Raw genomic sequence first — 23,731 nt, 5'->3', positions numbered from 1 at the left:
CGGAAGCCGGCTGCGTCCATAACGCCGGCCAGACGAGGAGCAGCGCGGCTGCTGCGGCGATAATGGCGGTTTTATTCATGGATTTTGACCTCCCTGGCTATCAAGCGGGAACTCAAGGCGCAGGCTTCTCGCCGGGCCCCCGCGAACGATTCAGAATTAGACTTAAGACAGGCAGCCCCGCTTCGCGGGGAGCTATTTGCGGAAGAAGATAAACTTGATGCCGATCAGTCCGCAGGCGAAGATCAGCAGACAGTGCCAGGGAGACAGCGTAAATACCGGGAACAGCTGTCTGAAAAACAGTCCGGCGAACACAACGGCGACTACGGCGCCAATGTATACGCCCAGCGCTTTTAAGTTGAACCCGCCTATTTTGGGAACATCGTCTTCAGACAGGGACGAGAGCCATTTCATCAGCAGCTCGATACCGGCAATGGAGCCGATACCTACGGCGATCATTGTGAACAGGCTGATGCGGCCGAACGGTCCGGCTGTCCCCTGGCTCCACACGGTGACAAGTCCGGCAATGCCCTGCATGCCGAACAGCAGGGTGAGCGCCGTCCACGAAATCATGGCGTAATGGCCGGCCTTTCCGCGTTCTGGACGGGCTGGCGCGCTTTCGATGGCTTCCCGGAAATATTCTTCCGGATCGCTGCCGAAAATTTGCTGGGCGGTCCTGCCTTTGTCCTGCGCGCGCAGCAGCTTGTCGGCTGCCTCTAACAGCAGCTCCTCCGTCCGTACGGCGTCTACCCGGCTGGCTCGCAGCGCTAAAATCATATCCTCAAAGAAAGAGCGATTGCCCGGCGTCATCTTTTCCCTGAGGCGGTTGTTTTCCTTGATCATGTCTCTGACTTTCATCTTGTAAGTATTGACCTCCAGTAACCGTAAGCGGAATATTCTCTACGAAGAGTATACGTTTGCCCGGCCGTTCCGTGCAAGGATAAGCGTCCGGCGCTGCCGCCGCATAATATTTTTTCCGAAGGTAAATATTTATAAGGTGATTTCCGGTAAGGCAATTTCCGGCTTTTATTTTGGAAAAGAGAGGGGCAGCGCTCTATGGGACGCAAAAATGAACAAGATACGGAATACTCAGCGGAAGGCGGCACATCCCGCGTTTCCGGCAGCGGAGTCTTCGACTGGGGCGGTTCGGATGGCTTCAGTCTTTCGGACAGCGCCGCGGAAACTCCTAAGGAATGGAAGAAAGACCTGGAAGAACGAGAGGAAACGGACGATACGGACGATACTTTTCAATAACCGCGTTAACCTTATGGGCGGCTGCGTGGCTGTCAGCATGACAAATTCAATGATCTGCAGGCGCGATGAGCCACATTATTCAAAAAGCCTGAGATCGTGCATCTTTTCATCGCCGTAGGAGCCCTGCGGTATAACATGCCTACAATCATGCAGCTTTTTGCCCGTTCAACCTCATTCTTAGCCCAGCACAGCCTCAAATTCCTGCACAATTGTAGGTTCTCCCTGCCAACAGACGCCTTTTGTAAAAAAACCTGCATCTGAGCTGTTTTGCAAGACGCTGAACGAACAACTATCCATCACCAGCTTGACCTCGCCCCTTGATGTCAGAGCTTTTCGATATAGACAAGCATGCTTATCCCGTAAACCTTTCCGCCAAATCATCCGCAAGCGATCCCCGTGTAAAGCGGCGTTATGATTGACAAAATGCTTGAGGAGGGATATTATAAAGATATAAATCATAGTAATTTAATCGGAATAATAATATATTTAGGTTAGCGATTAAGGACAGGAGGTACGGACATGGAACGGGCGATCACCATCCGGCATAGAGGAGAGGAACTGACAGCCAGCATACATTATCCTGTAAAGGAAGGGAAGTCCGGCCGCTGCAAAAACCGGGTGCCGCTCGTGGTCATCTGCCACGGGTTTATCGGCAGCCGAATCGGCGTGGACCGTCTATTCGTCAAGTCCGCCCGCGAACTGGCCGGTGACGGCTACATGGTCATCCGCTTCGACTATATCGGCTGCGGCGAGAGCAGCGGCAATTACGGAGCCCAGGATGTGGAATCCATGATCGCCCAGACGCGGACGGTGCTTGATTACGGTCTGAGCTGCGCCGATGTCGATCCTACCCGGGTAACGCTGATCGGCCACAGTCTGGGGGGAGCCGTTGCCCTGCTTACAGCGGTAAGGGACCGCCGGGTGAAGAATCTCGTGTTATGGGCGGCTGTCGGCTATCCCTTTAATGATATCGTGAAAATCGTCGGACGGGAATCGTACGATCAGGCGGTGCAGACCGGTTCTGCCGATCATGCCGGATTCAGCTTCACACCGGTGTATTTTAACTCGCTGGCCAAGTTTCAACCCTTTCAGGAGGCCGGCAAATTTGGCGGCGATGTGCTCGTGATTCATGGAACCTCGGATGATGTGATTCCGGTAGACTACGCTTTTTTATATCAAAAGCTGTTCTGGACGCGCCCCGACGGACGCTGCGATAAAGAGATTATTTTTCAGGCCGATCATACCTTCTCTTCGGGCCCGGCCCAGCAGCAGCTGCTGAAGCGGACCAAAGAGTGGATGAACGAACAGGAGCGTATGCAGGAAGAATGGCAAAATTGGATGATCTAGGAAGACTGCTTTACTCGCAATGCCAGGCTGGAAACGTTAAAATATAGATGCACACCAAAAACCAAGCGTTTGGAGGTTGGCATCAATGAACATTCCGGCATTTTTTATCGCACACGGCTCCCCTCTGCTTGCGATTGAGGATAATGACTATACCGTTTTTCTGGAACAGCTCGGCCGGGAACTGCCGCGCCCGCGCGGTATCGCCGTATTCTCGGCGCATTGGGACAGCCCGGAGCAGCTGGTTACGGTAGATGAACGCCATGAGGCGCTGCATGATTTCTACGGATTCCCTGAAGAGATGTACCGGCTTACCTATCCCGCTCCCGGAGACGCTGGCCTCAGCCGCCGGATCGGCGAGCTCTTCGCCGCAGGCAATCTTTCCTATCAGCCTGTGCGGGGCCGGGGGATCGATCATGGCGTCTGGGTTATCCTGCGGCGAATGTTTCCGGATGCGGATATTCCGGTCGTGGCGCTGTCCGTCGATTCGCTTAGGTCCCCGGCGGAGCAGTATGCCATCGGACGCATGCTCTCGCCGCTGAGGGATGAAGGCATACTCTTCATCGGCAGCGGAGGCCTTGTCCATAATTTAAGGATGCTCGAAGACGGTGGCGACCCGGCGGAATGGGCGGTGGACTTCGATAGCTGGATTGCGGAGAAGCTGGAGGCCGGAGATCTTGAGGCGCTGTTCGCCTATGACAAACAGGCGCCACATGCCCGCGACGCTGTTCCTTCCTACGGGAAAGAGCATTTTGTCCCGCTGTTCTATGCGATGGGGACGGCAGCCAAAGGCACGAAGGCGCAGCGGATGTTCCAAGCGTACCAGTACGGAACCCTTAGCCTGAACTGCTGGAAATTTGAATAATTTAACAGATGACAGAAGGTTGGCCGTTAAAGGTCAGCCTTTTTTTAATTGAAACGGCGGCCTTCAAAGGTCATTGCAGACGCATTTTGGAGCCCCGCCCTGTTGGAATACTTTACCTCCCCGCTTTACAAAGCTTGAAACCCCCGTTAATTCTCGCTAAACAATCGGACAGTAAAGTAAAGCTTGTGGGACCGATCCCAGAATCATCTAAGAAAGGGGAGGCATATGATGATGCTGCTGAACGTCGCAGGGCAGCTTGACCCTTCTGATTCCAAACGCCATATTACATATGGATTTCAGTTAGACCAGCCCGCCGCAGTTATGCGGATTCGGTTCGCCTACTGGCCCAAGCTGCTGGAAGACGACGGCCAGGCTATGGAATTCATTATGGAATCCATCGATTCATATGTTGCCCCAGAGCATCAGGGCCCGATCCGGGAAGGCTGGAGACGGTATTTACCGCTCAAAAATCTGATTACCCTGTCAATGGACGACCCTAACGGATATCGGGGCGCGTGCCACAGGCATGATGCGGAGCAGAGCCTGTTCCTGTCGGAACAGGAAGCGTCAGAGGGGCTGATGCCCGGTAAGCTGGCTTTAGGAGAGTGGAATGTAATGCTCAGCGCTCACGCTGTCGTAACGGAGCGGTGCTCGTATGATTTGTCGATTTGGACGGAGGAGGCGGATACGGCATGAGATGGCTGGCTTCCGAACTTCATACGCATACCTTGCACAGTGACGGCAGACAGTCGCTGCGGGAACTGGCCGCAGGCGCGGCGAAGCTGGGCTTCGACTGCATTGCGTTAACCGATCATAACACGATGTCGGGACTCGGAGAATGTGAGCAAGTCCAGCAGGAAACGGGCATCGTTATTATTCCGGGCATGGAGTGGACGACCTTTTACGGGCATATGGTGACGATGGGCTTGCAAAATTTTGTGGATTGGCGCAAGGCGGGACGATCTGACATTCACGAAGGAATCTCCATGGTTCACGGGCAGGGCGGGCTTGCCGGAATGGCACATCCTTTTCGGATCGGTAGTCCTGTCTGTACCGGATGTTACTGGGAATATGAAATCAGAGACTGGAACGACCTTGATTACATCGAAGTATGGTCGGGAACGTTCGCATCCGTCAAGCCCGAGAATCAGCGAGCCTTCGCCTTGTGGACGGAGCGGCTGAACGCCGGCATCCGCATTGCCGCTACTTCCGGACGGGATTGGCATGAGCAGAAGCACACGGACGAGCCTCTCTCGGTCACTTATCTGGGACTGGATGACGAGCCGGGGACGATTGCGCAACAAGCGGTTCGGGCGCTTGCGCAGGGAAGGGCCTCGGTAACGATCGGTCCGGTGGTAACGATGGAGGCAGAGAGCGGCGGCACATTGTACGGCATCGGCGAATCCGTCTCCGTGCAAAATGGAGCAGATCTAATCCATCTCCATGTGAAGATCGACTTTTCCGTTAGACAGACGTTGTGGGAACTGCCGGAACAGGATTTTTCGTTAAAAATTACGGGCAACTCGGGCACTCTCGCACAGTGCGCCGCAGGCTCCACCGATCAGATCTACGAGTTCAGTATCCCGGCAGACGGGCACATCTGGGCGAGGGCCGAATTATGGGGGATTGTAAAAGGCATGCGGACGATGATCGCTTTTACGAATGCTATCTATATAAGCTGAACTTTAGATTTTTCTCATCAGATATCAGTCGTAACTGCGGGGAATGTTTGGACTTCCGGCCGCTAGCTTAGTTAAGGAGGAATGGAAGAGTGAATGCTGTTCCGCTGGTTACCGCGCATACCGGATGTATGAATACGCCCGATAACTCCCTGCTCTCGATCGAAACGGGGCTGGAGAACGGCGCGGATATTATTGAAGACGATATTCGAGTTACCCGCGACGGAACACCTGTGCTCAGCCATGATGATGCGGTCCGGCTGGCGAACGGGTCTATGGGCAGGCTATCGCAAATGACGATTTCGGAATTAAATGAAGGTCTGTCCATTCCAATCGTTAAGCTGGAGCAGGCTTTGCATCTGGTACGGAATACAGGGAAGACGATGAATCTCGACCTGAAGGCGGATGAATGCATTGAGCCGGTATCCGAATTGGTGAAGAAGCTCGGCATGCTGGGCCATGTATTTCTGTCGGGCTGCGAGGCGGACAGGGCCCGTAAAGCCAAGCATAGCAACCCTGGGTTGCGTAAGCTTCTCAATGTGAATGCCAGTCTGTTTCTTGCCAGCAGCTATGCGGAAGCCGTCTTGCAGACACTTCAAGATGCTGAAAGTACCGGCTGTTTCGGAATTAATGTGCCTTACCGTTTAGTTGAACCGTATCTGCTGGAGAAAGCGGCTGAATCCGGGTTTCAAATCTACATCTGGACCGTCAACGAGGAAAAGGACATGAGATTATACGCGGGTATGGGCGTTCATTCCATCACTACAAGAAATGTAGCCGACCTCGTTCGGGTTAAAAAGGAAATGTTGGCGGAGGGAAGTTGAACGTGGGCTATAACATTAAAGAAATCGCCGCCTTGGCAGGCGTCTCCAAATCTACGGTGTCCAGAGTGATCTCAGGCTCCGGCTACGCCAGTCAAGAAGCGCGCGAACGCGTGATGAAGGTTATTGAAACGCTCCAATACAAGCCGAGCGCGGTGGCGAGAGCGATGGTAGCGCAGCGGACATACAATATCGGCGTCATCATTTTCCGGGAGCAGCAGCCAATCGTGTCCCATCCGCTGTACGGCAAAATTGTCGACGCCATCCTAATGGCAGCCGGGGCCAAAGGCTACTCCGTGTTTCTTACCACGGACCGTGAGATGTCGCTGCGTTCCACCGATTTTATGCTGGAAAAGCGGGTTGACGGATTAATTCTGATCAGCCGGCTCCGGCAAAATGTCATCGATTACGTGAAATCATTCAATATTCCGTATTTGATGGTCAACGGATCGACAGATGATCCGGAGGTCGTTCAGATCGTAAGCAAGGACGAAGAAGGCGGGGAACGGGCAGCGTCTTACCTGTACCAGCTCGGGCACCGCAAAATCTTCATTATCGCCGGGCCGCAGGAGCACAGAAGCCATAATTTACGCCTGAAAGGCTTTCGCAGCAGCATGGAAAGATTGGGCAACAGCGGAGGACTGACTGTAGTTTCCTCGCCGGAATCCAGCGCTGATATGGGATACCGGGTCATGCTGGAGAATTGGGACTTATTTGCAAATGGAGCTTTTACGTCCTTGTTCGCAACGAATGACATGCTCGCTCTCGGGGCAATGAAGCTTTTGGCCGAGCGGTCGGTTAGGGTACCTGAACAAGTCGCTGTTATGGGCTTTGACGATATCGACTTCGCTTCCATGTATTCCCCTTCGCTCACCACCGTAAGGGTTGAGAAGGAGAAGATGGGACAGGATGCGGTATGGATGCTGGACCGGTTGATCCGGAAGGAAGACGGCCTCCCCAAGCTGAACGAGTATGCGAGCGAGCTGATTATTCGCCAATCTACCTAAATTATCCTTTACGATTCATGTAATCTCAGATTCCCGGAAAGGAGCTTTACAGGCGCATGAGTTGGTATTTTAGAGCCATCGGTTTTCGGAAAATATTCGAGTTCCTGCTGCTTGTCGCCTTTGTCGTGTTCTTTGTCGGCCCGCTCTTGAATCTTGCCGTGCTGGCTTTCAGCAGCAAATGGAACTATCCCGACCTGCTGCCTCGGCAGTGGTCCTTACAGTGGTGGCATTTCGTACTTCAGGAGGATGATATCGCCAAATCCATCGGGCTGTCGTTTCTGATCGCCGCGTTAGTCACGGTATTGTCCATCGTCATTTGTATCCCGGCCGCTTATGCTTTTGCCCGGATACGATTTCCGCTGAGCCGTTTCTTTCTGTTCTCTTTTCTGCTTACGCACGCTTTTCCAAAAATGGGGCTGTATGTCTCGATTGCCGTCCTCTTCTATAAACTTGGGCTGATGAATACGCTGCTCGGCGTGGTCCTGGTTCATATGATCAACGTTCTGATGTTTATGACCTGGATTCCGACGGCCGCTTTCCGCAATGTGCACACCGCGCAGGAAGAATCGGCGAGAGATGTGGGCGCCACGCCGTTCCGCGTATTCCGCAGCATTACGCTGCCGATGGCGATGCCGGGTATTCTGGTCGCTTCCATCTTCACCTTTCTGAACTCTTTGGACGAGGCCCAGGGCACTTTCCTGGTCGGAATTCCCGATTTCAAGACGATGCCGATCGTTATGTATTCGATTATCGCCGATTTTCCGAGCAGCGCCGGCGCCGTATTCTCGATCATTCTCACCGCTCCGACCATTATTTTGCTGTTAGCCGCCCAGCGTTTGGTCAGCGCGGATATTATGGCCAGCGGTTTCCAAGTTAAATAACTTAGTCCCGGGACAATAACCGGATCAATTTCCGGATCACGGAGGAATTTCATGAGTGTACAGCTTTCGATTCGCAATCTGACCAAACGTTACAAGACAGGTGAGGGCGTAACCGGTATTTCGCTCGATGTGAAAAAAGGTGAATTGGTCACCCTGTTAGGTCCTTCCGGCTGCGGCAAAACAACGGTGCTCCGAAGCATTGGCGGCTTTCTTGAGCCGGATTCGGGCGAGATTATGATTGCAAGCAAGAGCGTGGTGAAGCTCCCGCCGGAGAAACGGCCGACCTCGATGGTCTTTCAGGGGTACAATCTGTGGCCGCATATGTCCATCTATGACAATCTGGCCTTCGGGCTCAAGATCCGCAAGACACCCAAGGCGGAAATCAAGAAGGCCGTCGAGGATGCGCTTCGGCTTGTGCGGCTGCCCGGCGTGGAGAAGAAGTTCCCCAGCCAGTTGTCGGGCGGGCAGCAGCAGCGAATCGCCGTCGCCAGATCCCTTCTGCTGAAGCCGGAGGTATTGCTGCTCGACGAGCCTTTCTCCGCGCTTGACGCCAAGCTTCGTCATGAAATGAGGGAAGAGCTGCGCGAGATTCAGACCGAGACCGGCCTGACCATGGTGTTCGTCACCCATGATCAGGAGGAAGCCCTGTCCCTGTCCGACCGGATCATCGTAATGAACCAGGGGAATATCGAGCAAATCGCGGCGCCTCAGGATATATACGATTCGCCGGATACGCTGTTTGTCGCTCAGTTTATCGGCAAAATGAACTTTGTGGAGGGGGTGGTGGAAGAGGACAAGCTGCGTGTGGGAGGTCTGGTTTTTCCGAATACGAAGCGTCTTGCGGGGTCAATCGTCGTCGCCGTCAGGCCGGAGGATGTCATGATCGGTCCGGATTCCGGAGAAAAAGACGGCTTGTATGGAACAATCAAGCAAGTGATGGTGCTCGGCCATTATGCCGAGGTGTCGGTTGAACTTGACGGGTACGGCCCGATTCGGGCGTTTCAGCCGAGAGATACCGTGAAGGAACTTTCGTTGGGTCAACGTGTAACCGTCGCTTTTGCCAAAGTGATTGCTTATCCGAACAAGTAGGGACAAACAAGGAGGAAATTTTAACATGTTTCGTATGAAAAAAGGTTTTACTGTACTGTCAGCTCTGGCGTTGTCATTCGGTATTCTGGCTGGCTGCGGTACAGCGAATAACAATTCAGCAGACTCCGCCGCCGCTGGCGGTTCCGAATCCCCGGCAGCAAGCAATTCCGCCTCTTCCAGCGCACCGGTCGAAATTCAATTTTATTTTACAGGCTCCCAGAACGTGAAGAACTTGTGGGACCAGCTCACACCCATGTTCGAAGAAAAGAATCCGGACGTTAAAGTGAAACTCGTGTACATTCCTTCCGGAACCGGCGCGCAACCGACCTATGACCGTATTTTGGCTGCCAAGCAAGCAGGCAAGGGGTCTGGCGGTATTGACCTTTATGAAGATGGTCTGCCCGTTGTCACCCAAGGTCAAAAAGACGATCTCTGGGATACGCTGAGCACAAGCTCCGTTCCGAATCTCGCCAAAGTGGATGCAAAAACGATGCAGGATGTCGCCAATCTGGCGGTGCCTTACCGTTCGTCGGCCGTCGTACTCGCTTATAACAGTGAGAAGGTGACCCAGCCTCCGCGTACGCTGGACGAGGTGTTCGACTGGATTAAGAAGCATCCTGAGCGTTTTGCTTATAACGACCCGTCCACCGGCGGCTCCGGCAGCTCGTTCGTAACGACGACCCTCTATAAAGATCTGCCTGAAGAGGCGATCCACAGCGACGACCCGGCCATCATGAAGGATTGGGACAAAGGCTTTGCGACGCTGAAGGAACTTGGTCCCTACCTGTACGGCAAAGGCATTTATCCGAAAAAGAATCAAGGAACGCTGGATCTGCTGACGAGCGGAGAGGTTGACATGATTCCGGCCTGGTCCGACATGGTGCTTGAACAGCTGGATAAAGGCCAGCTGCCGGCAACGACCAAAATGCAGCAGATTACACCGGGCTTCAACGGCGGACCAACTTATCTGATGGTGCCAAAGCTGTCCGAGAAGAAAGAAGCCGTCTATAAATTCCTGGACTTCGTCCTGTCGCCGGAAGCGCAAGCTGTCATGGTGAAGACGATGCATGGCTTCCCGGGAATTCAGCTGACGAACATGCCGCAGGACATTCAGGATTCATTTAAAGGCGTGTCGGAAGGCTTCCGTAATTTCAACGTGGGCGAACTGAGCAAAGAGATTAACAAACGCTGGCAGAGCGACGTGGCGGCCCAATGAGGAAGGAAGCGAAAATGGGGATATTCGGACTTTGTCTGGTTATCCCCTCCTTTCTCTTGTTGTCTGTGATCGTAATCACTCCGATTATATTATCTTTTTTCGAAAGCCTGCGCAATGAAAGTGGCGGGTACGACCTTAGCCGTTATGTATATTTGTTTACCGACGAGGGGATGCGCGCAAATATCGTATTTACCCTTCAGGTCACGATTGTTTCCTGTGTGATTGTGCTGGCTGTCAGCTACGCGCTTGCGGTGTACATGCGCTTCAGCACCGGCAGGCTGGTCGATTTGATTCGCAAAACCTATATGATTCCGATCTTTATTCCCGGGGTGATTGCAACCTACGGTCTGATCAACCTACTTGGGAACCACGGCTGGCTGTCCCGCTGGCTGCTGCTGTTCGGGGGAACGCTTCCGCGCATTATTTTTGATCAGAAGGGCATTATCATTGCGAATCTCTGGTTCAATATCCCGTTTACGACGATGCTGCTCAGCTCGGCGCTGGCGGGAATTCCGAACGCGGTCATTGAGAGCGCCAAAGATATCGGGGCCAGCCGGCTGCGCATCTTTTTCCGCATCATCATGCCGCTATCCTACAAAACATTTCTCGTCGCGGTTACCTTCGTGTTCATGGGTGTCATCGGTTCATTTACCGCTCCGTTCCTGGTCGGTCCGAATGCTCCCCAAATGCTCGGCGTGTCGATGGAGCAGGTATTCAGCGTCTTCCAGGAGCGCGAGCAGGCTGCGGCGATATCCTTCTTTACGTTCCTGCTGTGCTCGCTGCTCGGTTACTTCTACATCCGTTCGATGGTAAAAGAAGAGACGGCCCGGCCATGATTGAAATCTATACGAAGGAATGGAAGACGGTTGGCGCTAGATTGGCCGAGGCGATGCGGGACGGGAAAATCACAGTCGAACAAACATGCGCGGCCATCATTCCCGTGCTCGATCTGCTGCGCAAGGTGTTTCCGGATGAAGCCGAATTCCCGGCAAGGCAGGGAGAATATTATCATCTGGACGGGCAGCTCCGCCGGGCGGGGCGAGCCTATCAGATGGCGCTGGAGTTGGACCCTCCGCTCGCGCTTACGGAACGGGAAGCCGCCGTGATCCGCCGATATTGCCCGCTGCTGCTCACAACCGAGGCGGAATGCTTTCCCCTGAAGGATATCGTTGCCATCCATCATCCTACCCGGCCGCTCATTGGCTATCATCTGTTCTGGGAGGACGACTTCGACTTTCCGGATGATTACGAGCCCTGCGACCATGAAGAGATATGGGTGGAGTATGATCCTGACAAGGAGACGGTCACCCAGGTCATGACGTTCTTCCACAGCTCGGTGATCTCCTCGGAGGAGGCGGTTCGGGAAGCGAGGGAGCAGGGGGAGCGGCCGATTATCCGGATCGAGTGGGGTAAACACGGGTCGCTGCTCAAAGGTTGGGAAACAATCAACATTCCGATGAAGAACATGACCATGCAGGATTGGATGCGGCAAACGTATGAGCATGTGAAGGCGGGGGGACGCCTGCCGGAGCATCCGCTGAAGCGCTTTTGGCCTCGGGGGTTCGAAGGCTCCTATGAGTCGTATATCGACTTCTCCGTCCTGGTCGATCCGCTGCTTTATCTGGAGCGCAAGCCGCTTATGTTCAAGTCGCTCGATGCGAATGCAATTTTGTTTACACAGGCAATCCCCTACAATTTCCACCCGAAAATGGAATGGCCGGACCGGTTCGCCCGGGCATTGCTTGATTAGGAAAATATCGCACACTTGTACAGGCACTGCCGTGCCGCCCGCAGACGATGCAATTCAGGTATCGCGGGAGGATGACGGCAGTGTCTGTTTGCATGCGGCAAGACAAAAAGGTCCGGCTGTGCTTAAATGGAAGGAGCTTAAGAACCGTTTAAGGAGGACGTTTACTTTTATGATGTTAAACCGTTCCAGCTCCAGGCTGGCGGCAGGAATACTGCTGGCCTCGCTTGCTCTTTCCGCCTGCGGTCCGCAAACTGCGGAACCCCCCGCCGTTCCCAGCGCCGCGCCGCTATCCTCGGCTGCACCGGCGCTTGCGACGCCCGTTCCAGCGCCATCGCCCATCCCGTCTCCGATGTCCGTGTCCGGACTTACCGGGCTTCCTGTCACGGAAACGCCGCTTCCCCGGCCGCTTGCCGTGATGATTAACAACGCGCCGGCCGCTCGTCCCCAGTCGGGGCTGACTAAGGCCGATCTTCTGTACGAGGTGCTGGCCGAAGGGGGGATTACGCGGCTGATCGCGATTTATCAGAGCCAACCCGGCATCCCCAAAATCGGGCCGGTCCGCAGCATCCGTCCGTATCTGATCGACATCGGTGAGTCTTACGGCGGCGTTACCGTGCATGCGGGTGGAAGTCCGGCGGCCTATGCCATTTTGCAGAGACAGCATAAAGAGGACATGGACGAAATCGGCAGGGCCGGCGCCTACTTCTGGCGGGATAAGAGCCGCAAGGCGCCCCACAATTTATACACGAGCGAAGATAAGCTTCGGGCCGGAGCGGAGAAGCTCGGATACGGCAGGGCGGCGGATGTGCAGGGATATTCTTTTACCAATCCGGATGATGTCCCGGTGGGCGGGGAACCCGCGAGCGAGTTCAAGGTCCGCTTCTTGCTCCAGAGCTACACGGTGGATTACAAATATGATTCCGCTTCGCGCACCTATACAAGATGGGTTAACGGAAAGCAGCATCTGGACAAGGATAGCGGCGAGCCTATCGAAGCAGCCAACGTCATCGTCATGGGGGCCGGCCACAAGGTGCTTGACGAGGTAGGCAGATTGTCCGTCAACCTGGAACTTGGGGGAGAAGCCATGCTGTTCCAGCGGGGCGAGGCCATCCGGGGCAGATGGGTCCGCAAGGCCGGCGACGTCATAAGGTTCGTCCGGGACGGCAAGGAAGCGGCGCTGTATCCGGGAGTCACCCATTTTTTGATTGTGCCGAACAAGCCTTCTTTTGCAAGCCATGTAGCCGTTACCTCCTCGTAAAACCTTGGCAAAAGGAGCATAAGAAAGCAACCCGATACAACCAGTTTAAGGATACCTAGGTAATTCCATATATACCGAAAATAGCGAATTCTTTTTCCTCGTTCGACAAATTGTGATTTCATTGTAAAAAGTTCGGTTGTTTTTTACTTTCTATCTTTCAAGGCGGTATGTTAAGATAACAAAGGTCGTCATTTAATTTTATACTGTGATTACAATTGAATGATTCCGCCGTTCCAAGGAACTTTATACAAAGGAGTTTACAATAATGAGGCTGAGAAAAAAGGACATTTTCTTCGAGACGCTTGAAAATATGGCCGATACGATCGTCCAGGCTGCGGATTATTTCGCCCAGCATCTTTCCGATCTGAGCGATCTGGAAGTGTTTGCCGGAGAAATGAAGAAATATGAATCCCAGTGCGATACATATACGCACACGGTGATTAAAGAGCTGAACAAGACGTTCATTACCCCGCTGGAGCGCGACGATATCATGGCCCTGATCACAAGAATGGACGATGTCATCGACGGACTTGAGGCTTCCGCCACCCGTTTCTATATGTACAACATGACCCAGACAGACGAGTACATCGGCCAATTCGCCGAAATTCTCCGTCAGTCTTCTTATGAGATCCAGAAGGCGGTTCATCTGCTGTCGCAGAAGAAGCTTCTGGCTATCCGCGAATATACGATTCGGCTGAACGACCTGGAGAATCAGGGCGATGAAGTGCTGCGCAACTGTACTAAGGCATTGTTCGCGCAGGTCAAGGACCCGATTGAACTGATCAAGCGCAAGGAACTGTACGAGCGTTTGGAGACGACGACGGACAAGTGCGAAGACGTAGCCAATATACTTGAATCAATTATTATGCGCAACTCATAAGGGGCAAGTAACTATGGATACATCATCTTTATTGGTACTAGGCATCGTCATCATACTCGCACTCGGCTTTGACTTCATCAACGGCTTCCACGATACGGCGAATGCGATTGCGACTTCCGTATCGACCCGGGCGCTGTCACCGCGTACGGCGATTATTATGGCCGCGTGCATGAACTTTATCGGAGCGATGCTGTTTACCGGGGTAGCCAAGACCATCGGCGGCAGTGTAGCCGATCCGACGAAGCTGGACAACGGGATTGAAGTCGTTATTGCCACGCTTCTGGCAGCGATTATCTGGAACCTGCTCACCTGGTGGGTCGGAATACCTTCTTCTTCATCCCATGCGCTGATCGGAGCGCTCGCCGGAGCGGTCTACGTGGGGGCGGGCTCAGATCATATCAAATGGAGCGGATTCAGAGACATTGTAGAAGCGCTTATTTTCTCTCCGATTATCGCTTTCGTTATCGGATATATTGTTATGACCATACTTAAATGGATCGTTGCCAAGCAAAGTCCGCATACGGTCAATAAAGGCTTCCGCACGATGCAGATCATAACGGCCGCTTTCCAGTCGTTCACTCACGGAACGAATGACGCGCAGAAAGCGATGGGGATCATTACGTTTGCGCTTGTCACCTCGGGTCGTCTGGATACGATGGACGTTCCGATTTGGGTTAAAATTTCGGCCGCGACCGCTATGGCACTCGGCACCTCAATCGGCGGCTGGAAGATTATTAAGACGATGGGTACGAAGATATTCAAAATCGAACCGATCAACGGATTTGCGGCCGACATTTCGGCTGCTTCCGTTATCTTTTCGGCGACGCTGCTGCATTTGCCGGTGAGTACAACCCATGCGATCACGTCTGCGATTCTCGGCGTCGGCTCGGCAAAGCGCTTCTCCGCAGTCAAATGGGGCATAGCGGGCCGGATTGTTGTCACCTGGTTTATTACGATACCGATCAGCGCGGCGCTGGCAGGCATTATTTTTAAAATTCTATTTTAGCTCTGAAGCGGTAATACGCGGGGCCGGATCGACAACGTCGATTCGGCCTCTTTGTTTGCATAAGGGGACAATCGGAAGCGACTCATGTCACAAAAAGTTACAGCATAACGATAAAAAACATTAATCAACGAGAAAAGAAAATAAAATACCTCATAATTATCAAGGAAAATTACGGTTTTAATATGAAAATCATTGTAGGAAAATGTAGTTTTTCATAGTGGCTACAGTAAGGTTGTTCTCAAGTGTTACCATAGCTGACAGGAGAGCTTTTTTAGAAGATTTAGAATGTCAGAGCAATATAAAGCAAGGGGGGGACAGTCGTTGATCGATTTTCAGCAGGTAGATAAACATTACGGACATTTCCATGTACTCAAGAGCATCAATCTGCATGTTGAGGAGGGGGAAGTGGTCGTTGTGGTCGGTCCGTCCGGCTCGGGCAAGAGTACGATGCTTCGCTGCATCAATCGTCTGGAGACGATCACGAACGGGCAGCTTACCGTTAACGGCGCGGCCATTAATGACAAGAAGACGGATATCAACAAAGTCCGGCGGGATATCGGCATGGTGTTCCAGCACTTCAATCTGTATCCGCATAAAAAAGTAATCGACAACATCACGCTGGCGCCTGTCAAGGTACTGGGCGTACCGAAGGCGGAGGCCGAGCAGACGGCGATGTATTATCTGGAGAAGGTCGGCATCGCCGGCAAGGCGCAGGCCTATCCGAGTCAGCTCTCTGGCGGGCAGCAGCAGCGTGTGGCGATCGCCAGAGGACTTGCGATGAAGCCCAAAATCATGCTGTTCGACGAACCGACGTCGGCGCTGGACCCGGAAATGGTCGGCGAGGTGCTTGACGTTATGCGGACACTAGCCAAGGAAGGAATGACGATGGTCGTTGTTACCCACGAGATGGGCTTTGCCCGCGAGGTGGCGGACCGCGTGATCTTCATGGACCAGGGGCAGATCGTGGAGGAAGCCGCTCCGGAGCAATTCTTCGCCAATCCGCGCGAGGAGCGCACGCGAACTTTTCTCAGCAGGGTATTAAGCCACTGAAAATATAACAAAAACTGGGGAGGAACAAATATGAAAAAGAGTTGGAAGCTGTTAAGCGTAATGATGATCGCCATGCTGCTCATTCTTGCAGGATGCGGCAGTAACAATGAGGGTGAAGGCAACGCCGCTAAGGGAGAGAGCGGAGCGGATGGAATCGCGACGATCAAAGAGCGCGGCAAGCTGCTAGTGGGTGTTAAATTCGATACGAAGCTGTTCGGTCTGAAGGACCCTGCGAGCGGTAAGGTTGAAGGTTTTGACATCGACATTTCCAAAGCGATCGCGAAGCATATCCTTGGCGACGAAAATGCCATCGAGCTGAAGGAAGTCACCTCCAAGACGCGGATTCCGATGCTGAACAACGGCGAAATCGATATGGTCGTAGCAACGATGACGATTACGGAAGAGCGCAAGAAAGAAGTCGATTTCTCCGACGTCTACTTCCAAGCCGGTCAATCGCTGCTCGTTAAGAAAGGAAGCCCAATTAAAGGCATCGCCGACATTACGAAAGACTCCACAGTGCTGGGCTCCAAAGGCTCCACTTCGGTCAAAAATATCAAAGAAAAAGTTCCGGGCGTAACCGTGCTTGAATTCGACAACTACCAGGATGCTTTCACTGCGCTGAAAACCGGCAAGGGCGACGCGCTGACGACGGACGACGCGATTCTGTACGGTATGGCGGCTCAGGACCCGAACTATGAGGTTGTAGGCGAACCGTTCACCGACGAGCCTTACGGCATTGCCGTGCAAAAGGGCAACAGCGCGGTGGTAAAAGCGATCAACGATACGCTGGCCGAGCTGAAATCGAGCGGCGAGTACGACAAAATCTACGAAAAATGGATCGGCAAAACGCCTGCCAAGTAAGTTTGTATAAGCGGCAGGCTCACTGCTTAATGTGCATGGGGATGCACAAAGAGGGGAATAAAGAAAAATCGGCTAAAAGTCGGCATCAGCGAAAGGATGGGACGGGCGATTTCCGCTGGCCATCCTTTCGTGCTTGTCAGAGGACGACCATGAAGAGAGTACAGGGGACAAAAGAAATATAGAGAGTTAGAAGTGCATGATTATGCCAATCGCTATTATGAGACAAAAGGCAGGTGATCAAGATGCAGTTTTCCATTTTGACGGACTATTTCAGCACTTATATGGAGGGATTCCGCGGTACGATTCTTTCCAGCTTGCTGGCGCTAGCAGGGAGCTTTCTGCTGGGTACCCTAATTGCGGTATTCCGTATTTCTACCGTAAGAGCGCTGAGATGGTTCGGGACCGGGTACACCGAGTTTATCCGCAATATCCCGCTCCTGCTCGTCGTATATATTTTTTACTACGGCCCATCGGCATTCGGCTCGTCTCTGGACGGATTTACGGCCGGCACCATCGGCCTTACGGTGTATACGTCGGCGTTTATCGCCGAAGCGATCCGCGCAGGGATAGCAGCTGTTCCCAAGGGGCAGACCGAAGCCGCGCGCTCATCGGGCCTAAACTATGCACAGACGATGATTTATGTCGTACTGCCGCAGGCGATCAAGCTGGTTATTCCGCCGCTGGGCAACCAGTTCATCAACCTGATCAAGAATTCGTCAGTGCTGACGATCGTGGCAGGACTTGATCTAATGTATTTTGCGGATATCGTCAACAGCGATACTTTCCGTACGTTCGACACCTACGTATTCGTCGCGCTGTTCTATCTGGTGCTGACACTGCCGCTCAGCTATGGCATACGGGTGTGGGAGCGCCGGCTCCAGCGCAAATACTAAAGCAGCCCCACAAAGTGAAGATGAAGCTCCGAAGCGGATTTTTAACACTTTGCGGGGATTGAAAGGAGGATAAACGATGGATTTTGCCGGCGCTTACTCGGCGGATAATCTTAAATTTTTGCTGGACGGATTGTATGTCACGCTGATTGTCGCTTTTACTGCGATTATTCTCAGCTTCCTGCTTGGCTGTATCATCGGTGTTGTCCGCTATGCGAAGGTTCCGGTATTGTCACAGATCAGCTTCGTATTTGTGGAATTGATCCGCAACCTGCCGCTGCTGCTCATTATCTTCTTTATGCGCTTCGCGCTGCCGGAGGTTGGAATAAAGCTCGGGCTGATGACAGCGGCGATTGCGGCGCTGACGATTTTTGAAGGGGCGATGATTTCGGAAATTGTGCGCGGCGGACTTACCTCGGTCGACAAAGGGCAGATTGAAGCAGGGCGCTCGTCGGGACTTACGGGAGTGCAGACGCTGTGGCATATCGTTCTTCCCCAGGGTCTCCGGCGCATGGTTCCGCCATTGGTCAGCCAATTTATTTCCCTGCTGAAGGATACATCGCTTGCGGTGATTATTTCTCTGGCGGAACTGATGCACAATGCCGGAATCATTATCGGACACGGCTACAACTATACGATTCCGATTCTGCTGCTCGTAGCGCTGATCTATTTTACAGTCAACTACCTGCTGTCCCTGCTGTCCAAGCGCCTGGAGACGAAAAATGCTTAACGCCGCTATGCAGTCGTTTTTCGTAGTATTTTATAGGAATTCACAGCGGTTTATGGTACTATAATGGCTAATACTATCATGCGGGAGTATTGGCTAATGGGGCAGCCGCTTAACCGACATCCATATATTCAGATTCTGCTGGTCGCGGTTGTAACGGCGATTGCCGGGGAGTTCAAGATCAATCCCTATGCTGGCGACATCTTCAGAATCGGCTTAGGCAGCAGTGCATTTCTGCTGTTTTTGCTTTTGTTTCGGCATCTTCCGTTTATACTCACCGGCGTGGCTACGGGCATATCCGTGCTGATGTTCCGGACAGGCCTTGACCTGGCGGGGACGGATTTTACCGTACTGGAGATTCTGACCAGACACTGCTCCGCGATAGTGTATTACATCGTTTTTGCCGTGCTGATGCGTGTAATCAAAGGACGGATGGACGGATTCCATCCGCTCGTGCTGGGGGCGGTGGCGGCGGTCATCGACCTGCTCTCCAATGAGATGGAACTGCTGACCCGGCTGCTTGTGCTGGGCACGACCTCGTTCCGCCTGAATGAATGGACGTATCTGATGGCGATTGCCATGCTGAGGACCTATTTTACAACCGGTCTGTACAGCAGCATATCGATTAGCCGGCTTCGGCTGGTGCAGAAGGAACAGAACCGCCGGATGGAGCAGATGCTCGGCTTCGGATCGGGCCTGTACGGGGAAGTGTTCTATCTGCAAAAATCAATCGGCACGCTGGAACAGGCTACGCTGGACAGTTATGATTTGTATCGCAGTCTCAAAGACGGCGGAGAGTCGGCCCACAGCCGCCAGGTGCTCCATATCACGCAGCAGATTCATGAGGTGAAGAAGGATTCGCAGCGGATTCTGGCGGGTCTGACGAAGCTGGTGGACCGTGAAGTAACCGGCGATATGCCGCTGTCGGGCATTCTTCGCTTTACCGTGAAGAGCAACCAGAAGTATGCCGACATGCTTGGCAAGAATATCACGATTATTCAGCAGACCACCTCCGATTATGCCACCGCAAGCTATATCCCTCTGCTCACGCTGCTCAATAACCTTACAGCTAATGCCGTAGAAGCGATCAAGGATACGGGAAACATCTATCTGAACATATACGAAAAAGAAGAAATGACCGTGCTCACGGTCACCGACAGCGGCGGCGGTGTGAACGACCGCGACCGCGAGCTGCTATTCGATCCGGGCTTCACGACCAAATTCGATGATGAGGGCGTGGCGGCAACGGGAATCGGACTGTCGCATGTGCAGGATATCGTCAGGTTATTCGAGGGTGAAATTACGGTCAGCAACGCCCCCTATGCGGGCGGGGCCATGTTCAAAATCGCCATTCCCACGAAGAATCTGCGAAAGGAGGAGTAGAGCATGCCGCTATCTTTCTGTATTGTTGACGATGACCGGAGCGCCAGAAGAATGCTGCAGCATATTATCGAGGACAGCGGGCTTGGCGAAGTGGCGGGGACAGCCGAAGGCGGCCAGGAAGGCGTCAGGCTTATTCTGGAAGAATCGCCCGACATTGTGCTAATGGATCTGCTCATGCCCGACCAGGACGGGATTGAGACGATCCGTTCTCTGCAGGCGCAGGGCTGCAAGTCCAAGTTCGTCATGATTTCACAGATCGAGAATCAGGATATGGTCGGAAGGGCGTATGAGAGCGGCATCGAATTCTTTATCCGTAAGCCGATTAACCGGATCGAGGTGGAGACCGTGCTGCGCAGGGTGAATGAGCGTTACGCCATGAGCCGCTACCTAGACGAAATCAAATCGAGTCTGGAAAAGCTGGAAGGGCTTCAGTTCGGAGGGGCTCCTGTAATTCCGGCCCGGCGTACGGTCAAGGATGCCGTTCAGCCGATCCTGATGAACATGGGCATGATCGGCGAGAGCGGCAGCCGCGATATTACAGCAATCATGGAAATTCTGATGGAACGGGAGGATGCGGGAACGCTGCCGCCGCTCAAGGAGCTATACGAGGCGGTGGCCGCCCGTTACAAAGAGGGCACGAGTGACATCGCCAAGGAAACGAAGGCCATCGAGCAGCGGCTGCGGAGGGCGCTGGCGACGGGGCTGACGCATCTGGCCTCCATCGGTCTGACCGATTACAGCCATCCCAAATTCGAATACTACGCGCCGCTTTACTTCGATTTCGAGGATGTGCGCGCCAAGATGAAGGAAATTGATCAGGGCCGGGAATCCGGCAAGGCCAAAGTGAATATCCGCAAATTTTTGCAAGTAATGGCTCTGGAGCTTCAGGAAGGACTGGGGCGCTAAGATCCCCTCCCGAATTTGGGCAGGGGTTATTCCTGCTGTACAATGATGAGAGCAAGGCACCTTAAGGAGGGCAGGAGGATTATGATACGGACACTGGCGGTGACCCATCAGGGGGAGGTGTTGATGGACAAGCCGCTCTTTGAAATCAACCTGGAGGATTACAAATGGATATGGGTGGACCTTTCGGAACCGACTTCGGATGAGACAATGCTGCTGGATACCTATTTTCACTTTCATCCGCTGGCGATTGAGGACTGCATACATGTGCTTCAGCGGCCGAAGCTCGATTATTACGAGGATGTGCAGTTCTTTGTGCTGCATGCGCTGAATGAGACGACACTGAGCGCGGAAGAGGTGGATTTGTTTGTCGGCAAATCGCTCTTCGTGTCTTATCATCTTCACGAACAGGTGGAGCTGGAAGAAGCCTGGGAGCGGGTTGTAAAGGAACTCCACAACCGGAAAGGCTGGTCCGGCGGTCCGATGCTGGCGGCTTACACAGTGATGGATAAGCTGGTGGACAACTATTTTCCAAGCCTGTATATGATTGAGGACGAGCTTGCGGAGCTGGACAGCAGGGGGGGCCGTGAATCGGTGGAGGAACTGCTGTCCCAGGTATTCGATGTTCGCGGGCGTCTCCTGAAGCTGCGCCGGACGATTGTGCCGATGCGGGATTTGATGTACCGGATTCTCAATTCCCAGCATATCCAGAGCAATGCGGAAGAGCGTATGTATTTCGGTGATATTTACGATCACCTGCTCAAGCTGACGGATATGATCGAGACCGACAGGGAAATGACGTCAGACCTTCGTGACAGCTACATATCGCTGAATTCCAACCGGATGAACTTGATTATGAAGACGCTGACGGTAATCACAACCATCTTCATGCCCTTGACGCTGATTGCCGGCATTTACGGTATGAATTTCAAAGTAATGCCTGAACTGAACTATGCCTACGGATATCCCCTTGTCCTGCTCATCATGCTGCTATTGGGGGCAAGTATGGTGCTGTGGTTTCAAAGACGGGGCTGGTTTAAGTAAGCGAGGCAGTAGAGGACAGGAGCGCGTCAGAAAAACACCGTTTAGGGGTTGCTGATGCGTTTATATGCGCTGCGATGATGGCCAATTTAATGCGTTCGTCCTCGAGTCTTTGACCATCATTGCTCGTGTTGCTGATTTTACGTGGTTCTTCCGGTTCAAGATGATAAATACAACAGCGGCAGACTAAGACGCAAAAGTAAAGTCCTAGACTGGCCGCTGTATAAAGGGCTAGAATTTTTCGGTGCTCAGGGTCCTGAGAGCATGTAGGGTCACGTAACAAATCTGATTAGGCGGGCACGCAGTGTTCAAAACACGCCAGCTCGATAACTTGCAACATGAGGCTCCCGCGGATGATCAATCCTTGCTGAAGTGAAGTGAACCGTTGGTTTGTTTTTGTTAAGCGACTTCACCAGTCGGCATGATGAGTACGGATTACCACGCTAAAACTCCTCTCTCATTCAGGAATTCACCGTTGTGACGCTTATCATCTGTTGCGTAACCTACGATAATGGCGGCGGCCTCCTCTTTAGATTTACCGCCTTCAGCATTGCCGTTCAGATCTGTTGTAGTAAAACCCGGCGTTACTGCAAAAACTTGAGCGTTGCTGTTTCTTAATTCATAGGCCATGGAAAGGGTCATGGCATTGTTGGCCGTTTTAGACGAATTGTAGTCAAAGGAGTTTAATGTGAATTTAGCATTTTGCATATGGTCAAGTGAGGCCATGTCGGTCGATACATTTACGATAGTGCCTTCGTTATCCTTAATTAACGGAAACAAATGCTGGTTTAATCGGAAAGTACCGAAAAAATTGACTTCAAAGGCGTTGCGCAGGTCCTCTTCTCTGGTTTCTGTAAAAGAGCGAGAGAAAGCGCCTGGCATACCGGCGTTATTGATCAGAAGCTTCAAGTCCGGGTAATTCTTTTTGATCATATCTGCAACCTGCTCGATCTCCTCCAAAACGGTCACATCTACTTGTACGAACTCCACGTCAAGCCCCTGGGCAGCTAGTTCAGACACGGCTGTTTGGCCTCGTTCGGTGCTTCGAGCGCCAAGGATTACTTTCCAGCCTATTTCACCAAGCTGTTTTGCAATCTCAAATCCAATTCCTTTATTAGCGCCGGTTACAAATGCGGTCTTTTTCATACAAATCCTCCATTCCAAATTATTTTTTTGTTTAACGATAATGCTACACTTAGTGTTGCTCGTTCCGTGCAGCCGCTTCTAACTCCGTTAATCTGTTAAATAGGGGTATCGGGCCTTCGAAGCGTATTTATTATTATTCGTTGAAACGATTCGCGAAATCAGATGGAACCGCCATTGGCACGGATAGTCTGCCCGTTAATCCATTGGGATTCGTGGCTCGCCAGGAAAAGCACGATTTTGGTGATGTCCTCCGTTTCTCCTAATCTCCCTAAGGCATTCATACTGGCAAACGTCCTAATCTGCTCCTCTGATTTTCCGGCGGTAAACAGTTCCGTGTTCACCGGCCCCGGCGCGATCGCGTTGATCGTAATTTTCCTTGATCCAAGCTCCTTAGCCAGATGACGCGTAAATTGCTCGACGGCACCTTTCGTCCCCACATATAGGCTGTACGTGGGAAGCATCATCCCTACAATAGAAGTAGAGAAGTTAATAATGCGGCCGTTCTCGCTCATGGTCCGCGCCGCTTGCTGAATTGCGAAGAATGTTCCCTTCACGTTAATTGCAAAATGCTTGTCGAAGTCCTCTTCCGTAATGGCGGTAAGCGGCTTCGTCGCCATGACGCCAGCGTTGTTCACGAGAATGTCTAATCGCCCATAGGCCCGCAGCGTTTCGTCGAACAGCCG

26 protein-coding genes are annotated in these 23,731 nt (G+C 52.7%); 23 read left to right on the top strand and 3 right to left on the bottom strand.

All coding sequences use genetic code 11. The annotated features are described in order from the left end of the window. The coding region (locus L691_RS33850) for a hypothetical protein (protein WP_232229285.1) at positions 1-212 on the top strand (212 nt) is incomplete at its 5' end. Here the strand turns inward: L691_RS33850 and L691_RS0126195 are convergent. Continuing rightward, complete coding sequence (locus tag L691_RS0126195; protein ID WP_025693160.1) at positions 193-855, bottom strand: DUF1129 family protein; 663 nt, start codon at positions 853-855, stop codon at positions 193-195. The genes L691_RS33850 and L691_RS0126195 overlap by 20 nt on opposite strands. Before the next feature lie 198 nt (positions 856-1,053). Here L691_RS0126195 and L691_RS0126190 point away from each other — a divergent pair, with 198 nt between their 5' ends. The 22 genes from L691_RS0126190 (at position 1,054) to corA (ending at position 21,905) form a co-directional block, all read left to right on the top strand. Then, positions 1,054-1,251: a hypothetical protein gene (locus L691_RS0126190; RefSeq protein ID WP_025693159.1), complete on the top strand. Its 198-nt coding sequence runs from the start codon at positions 1,054-1,056 to the stop codon at positions 1,249-1,251. A 519-nt stretch (positions 1,252-1,770) separates the two neighbouring features. Then, the gene (locus tag L691_RS0126185; RefSeq protein ID WP_025693158.1) at positions 1,771-2,598 is read left to right on the top strand and encodes an alpha/beta hydrolase family protein; all 828 of its coding nucleotides are present in this window, start codon (positions 1,771-1,773) and stop codon (positions 2,596-2,598) included. 85 nt (positions 2,599-2,683) lie between these two features. Further along, positions 2,684-3,460 carry a DODA-type extradiol aromatic ring-opening family dioxygenase gene (locus L691_RS0126180; protein ID WP_025693157.1) on the top strand — a complete coding sequence of 259 codons (777 nt, stop codon included), beginning with the start codon at positions 2,684-2,686 and terminating at the stop codon, positions 3,458-3,460. A 225-nt stretch (positions 3,461-3,685) separates the two neighbouring features. Next, on the top strand, positions 3,686-4,156 hold the full coding sequence (locus L691_RS0126175; RefSeq protein ID WP_025693156.1) for a hypothetical protein: 471 nt from the start codon (positions 3,686-3,688) through the stop codon (positions 4,154-4,156). Beyond that, positions 4,153-5,142 carry a CehA/McbA family metallohydrolase gene (locus L691_RS0126170; protein ID WP_025693155.1) on the top strand — a complete coding sequence of 330 codons (990 nt, stop codon included), beginning with the start codon at positions 4,153-4,155 and terminating at the stop codon, positions 5,140-5,142. The genes L691_RS0126175 and L691_RS0126170 overlap by 4 nt, the downstream gene beginning before the upstream one ends. Positions 5,143-5,231: 89 nt before the next feature. Then, the gene (locus L691_RS0126165; RefSeq protein ID WP_025693154.1) at positions 5,232-5,963 is read left to right on the top strand and encodes a glycerophosphodiester phosphodiesterase; all 732 of its coding nucleotides are present in this window, start codon (positions 5,232-5,234) and stop codon (positions 5,961-5,963) included. Between the two features lie 2 nt (positions 5,964-5,965). Continuing rightward, entirely contained in the window at positions 5,966-6,967 is a 1,002-nt protein-coding gene (locus L691_RS0126160; protein ID WP_025693153.1) for a LacI family DNA-binding transcriptional regulator, read from the top strand. A gap of 56 nt (positions 6,968-7,023) precedes the next feature. Then, positions 7,024-7,848 carry an ABC transporter permease gene (locus tag L691_RS0126155; RefSeq protein WP_025693152.1) on the top strand — a complete coding sequence of 275 codons (825 nt, stop codon included), beginning with the start codon at positions 7,024-7,026 and terminating at the stop codon, positions 7,846-7,848. A 51-nt stretch (positions 7,849-7,899) separates the two neighbouring features. Next, positions 7,900-8,937, top strand: coding sequence for an ABC transporter ATP-binding protein (locus L691_RS0126150; RefSeq protein ID WP_025693151.1), 1,038 nt, complete (start codon positions 7,900-7,902; stop codon positions 8,935-8,937). Positions 8,938-8,962: 25 nt separating this feature from the next. After that, positions 8,963-10,153 (top strand): extracellular solute-binding protein, encoded by a 1,191-nt coding sequence (locus L691_RS0126145; protein WP_025693150.1) that lies wholly within the window; start codon positions 8,963-8,965, stop codon positions 10,151-10,153. Beyond that, the gene (locus tag L691_RS0126140; protein WP_025693149.1) at positions 10,150-10,989 is read left to right on the top strand and encodes an ABC transporter permease; all 840 of its coding nucleotides are present in this window, start codon (positions 10,150-10,152) and stop codon (positions 10,987-10,989) included. The genes L691_RS0126145 and L691_RS0126140 overlap by 4 nt, the downstream gene beginning before the upstream one ends. Next, entirely contained in the window at positions 10,986-11,903 is a 918-nt protein-coding gene (locus L691_RS0126135) for a hypothetical protein (RefSeq protein WP_025693148.1), read from the top strand. The genes L691_RS0126140 and L691_RS0126135 overlap by 4 nt, the downstream gene beginning before the upstream one ends. Before the next feature lie 169 nt (positions 11,904-12,072). After that, the gene (locus L691_RS0126130; RefSeq protein ID WP_025693147.1) at positions 12,073-13,161 is read left to right on the top strand and encodes a DUF3048 domain-containing protein; all 1,089 of its coding nucleotides are present in this window, start codon (positions 12,073-12,075) and stop codon (positions 13,159-13,161) included. 265 nt (positions 13,162-13,426) lie between these two features. Beyond that, positions 13,427-14,041 (top strand): DUF47 domain-containing protein, encoded by a 615-nt coding sequence (locus L691_RS0126125; protein WP_025693146.1) that lies wholly within the window; start codon positions 13,427-13,429, stop codon positions 14,039-14,041. Positions 14,042-14,054: 13 nt separating this feature from the next. Then, positions 14,055-15,047, top strand: a complete 993-nt coding sequence (locus tag L691_RS0126120; RefSeq protein ID WP_025693145.1) for an inorganic phosphate transporter — start codon at positions 14,055-14,057, stop codon at positions 15,045-15,047. Positions 15,048-15,368: 321 nt separating this feature from the next. Further along, positions 15,369-16,097: an amino acid ABC transporter ATP-binding protein gene (locus L691_RS0126115; protein ID WP_025693144.1), complete on the top strand. Its 729-nt coding sequence runs from the start codon at positions 15,369-15,371 to the stop codon at positions 16,095-16,097. 30 nt (positions 16,098-16,127) lie between these two features. Next, positions 16,128-16,958 carry a transporter substrate-binding domain-containing protein gene (locus L691_RS0126110; RefSeq protein ID WP_025693143.1) on the top strand — a complete coding sequence of 277 codons (831 nt, stop codon included), beginning with the start codon at positions 16,128-16,130 and terminating at the stop codon, positions 16,956-16,958. Between the two features lie 242 nt (positions 16,959-17,200). Beyond that, a complete protein-coding gene (locus L691_RS0126105) occupies positions 17,201-17,851 on the top strand; it encodes an amino acid ABC transporter permease (protein WP_025693142.1) in 651 nt (216 codons plus the stop codon). A gap of 76 nt (positions 17,852-17,927) precedes the next feature. Beyond that, on the top strand, positions 17,928-18,578 hold the full coding sequence (locus L691_RS0126100) for an amino acid ABC transporter permease (protein ID WP_025693141.1): 651 nt from the start codon (positions 17,928-17,930) through the stop codon (positions 18,576-18,578). A gap of 96 nt (positions 18,579-18,674) precedes the next feature. Next, complete coding sequence (locus tag L691_RS0126095; protein WP_025693140.1) at positions 18,675-19,958, top strand: ATP-binding protein; 1,284 nt, start codon at positions 18,675-18,677, stop codon at positions 19,956-19,958. Positions 19,959-19,961: 3 nt separating this feature from the next. After that, entirely contained in the window at positions 19,962-20,864 is a 903-nt protein-coding gene (locus L691_RS0126090) for a response regulator (RefSeq protein ID WP_025693139.1), read from the top strand. 81 nt (positions 20,865-20,945) lie between these two features. Next, a complete protein-coding gene (gene corA, locus L691_RS0126085) occupies positions 20,946-21,905 on the top strand; it encodes a magnesium/cobalt transporter CorA (protein WP_025693138.1) in 960 nt (319 codons plus the stop codon). A gap of 432 nt (positions 21,906-22,337) precedes the next feature. Here the strand turns inward: corA and L691_RS0126080 are convergent, their stop codons facing one another. Then, positions 22,338-23,048, bottom strand: a complete 711-nt coding sequence (locus tag L691_RS0126080) for an SDR family NAD(P)-dependent oxidoreductase (RefSeq protein ID WP_025693137.1) — start codon at positions 23,046-23,048, stop codon at positions 22,338-22,340. Positions 23,049-23,206: 158 nt separating this feature from the next. Continuing rightward, positions 23,207-23,731, bottom strand: a 525-nt coding sequence (locus L691_RS0126075) for an SDR family oxidoreductase (protein ID WP_025693136.1), incomplete at its 5' end; no start/stop codon positions are given.

It is taken from the genome of Paenibacillus zanthoxyli JH29 (genome assembly GCF_000520715.1).
Classification (GTDB): domain Bacteria; phylum Bacillota; class Bacilli; order Paenibacillales; family Paenibacillaceae; genus Paenibacillus_AQ; species Paenibacillus_AQ zanthoxyli.
The sequence above is the reverse complement of the archived record's forward strand: the minus strand, read 5'-3'. Positions and strand labels throughout refer to the sequence as shown.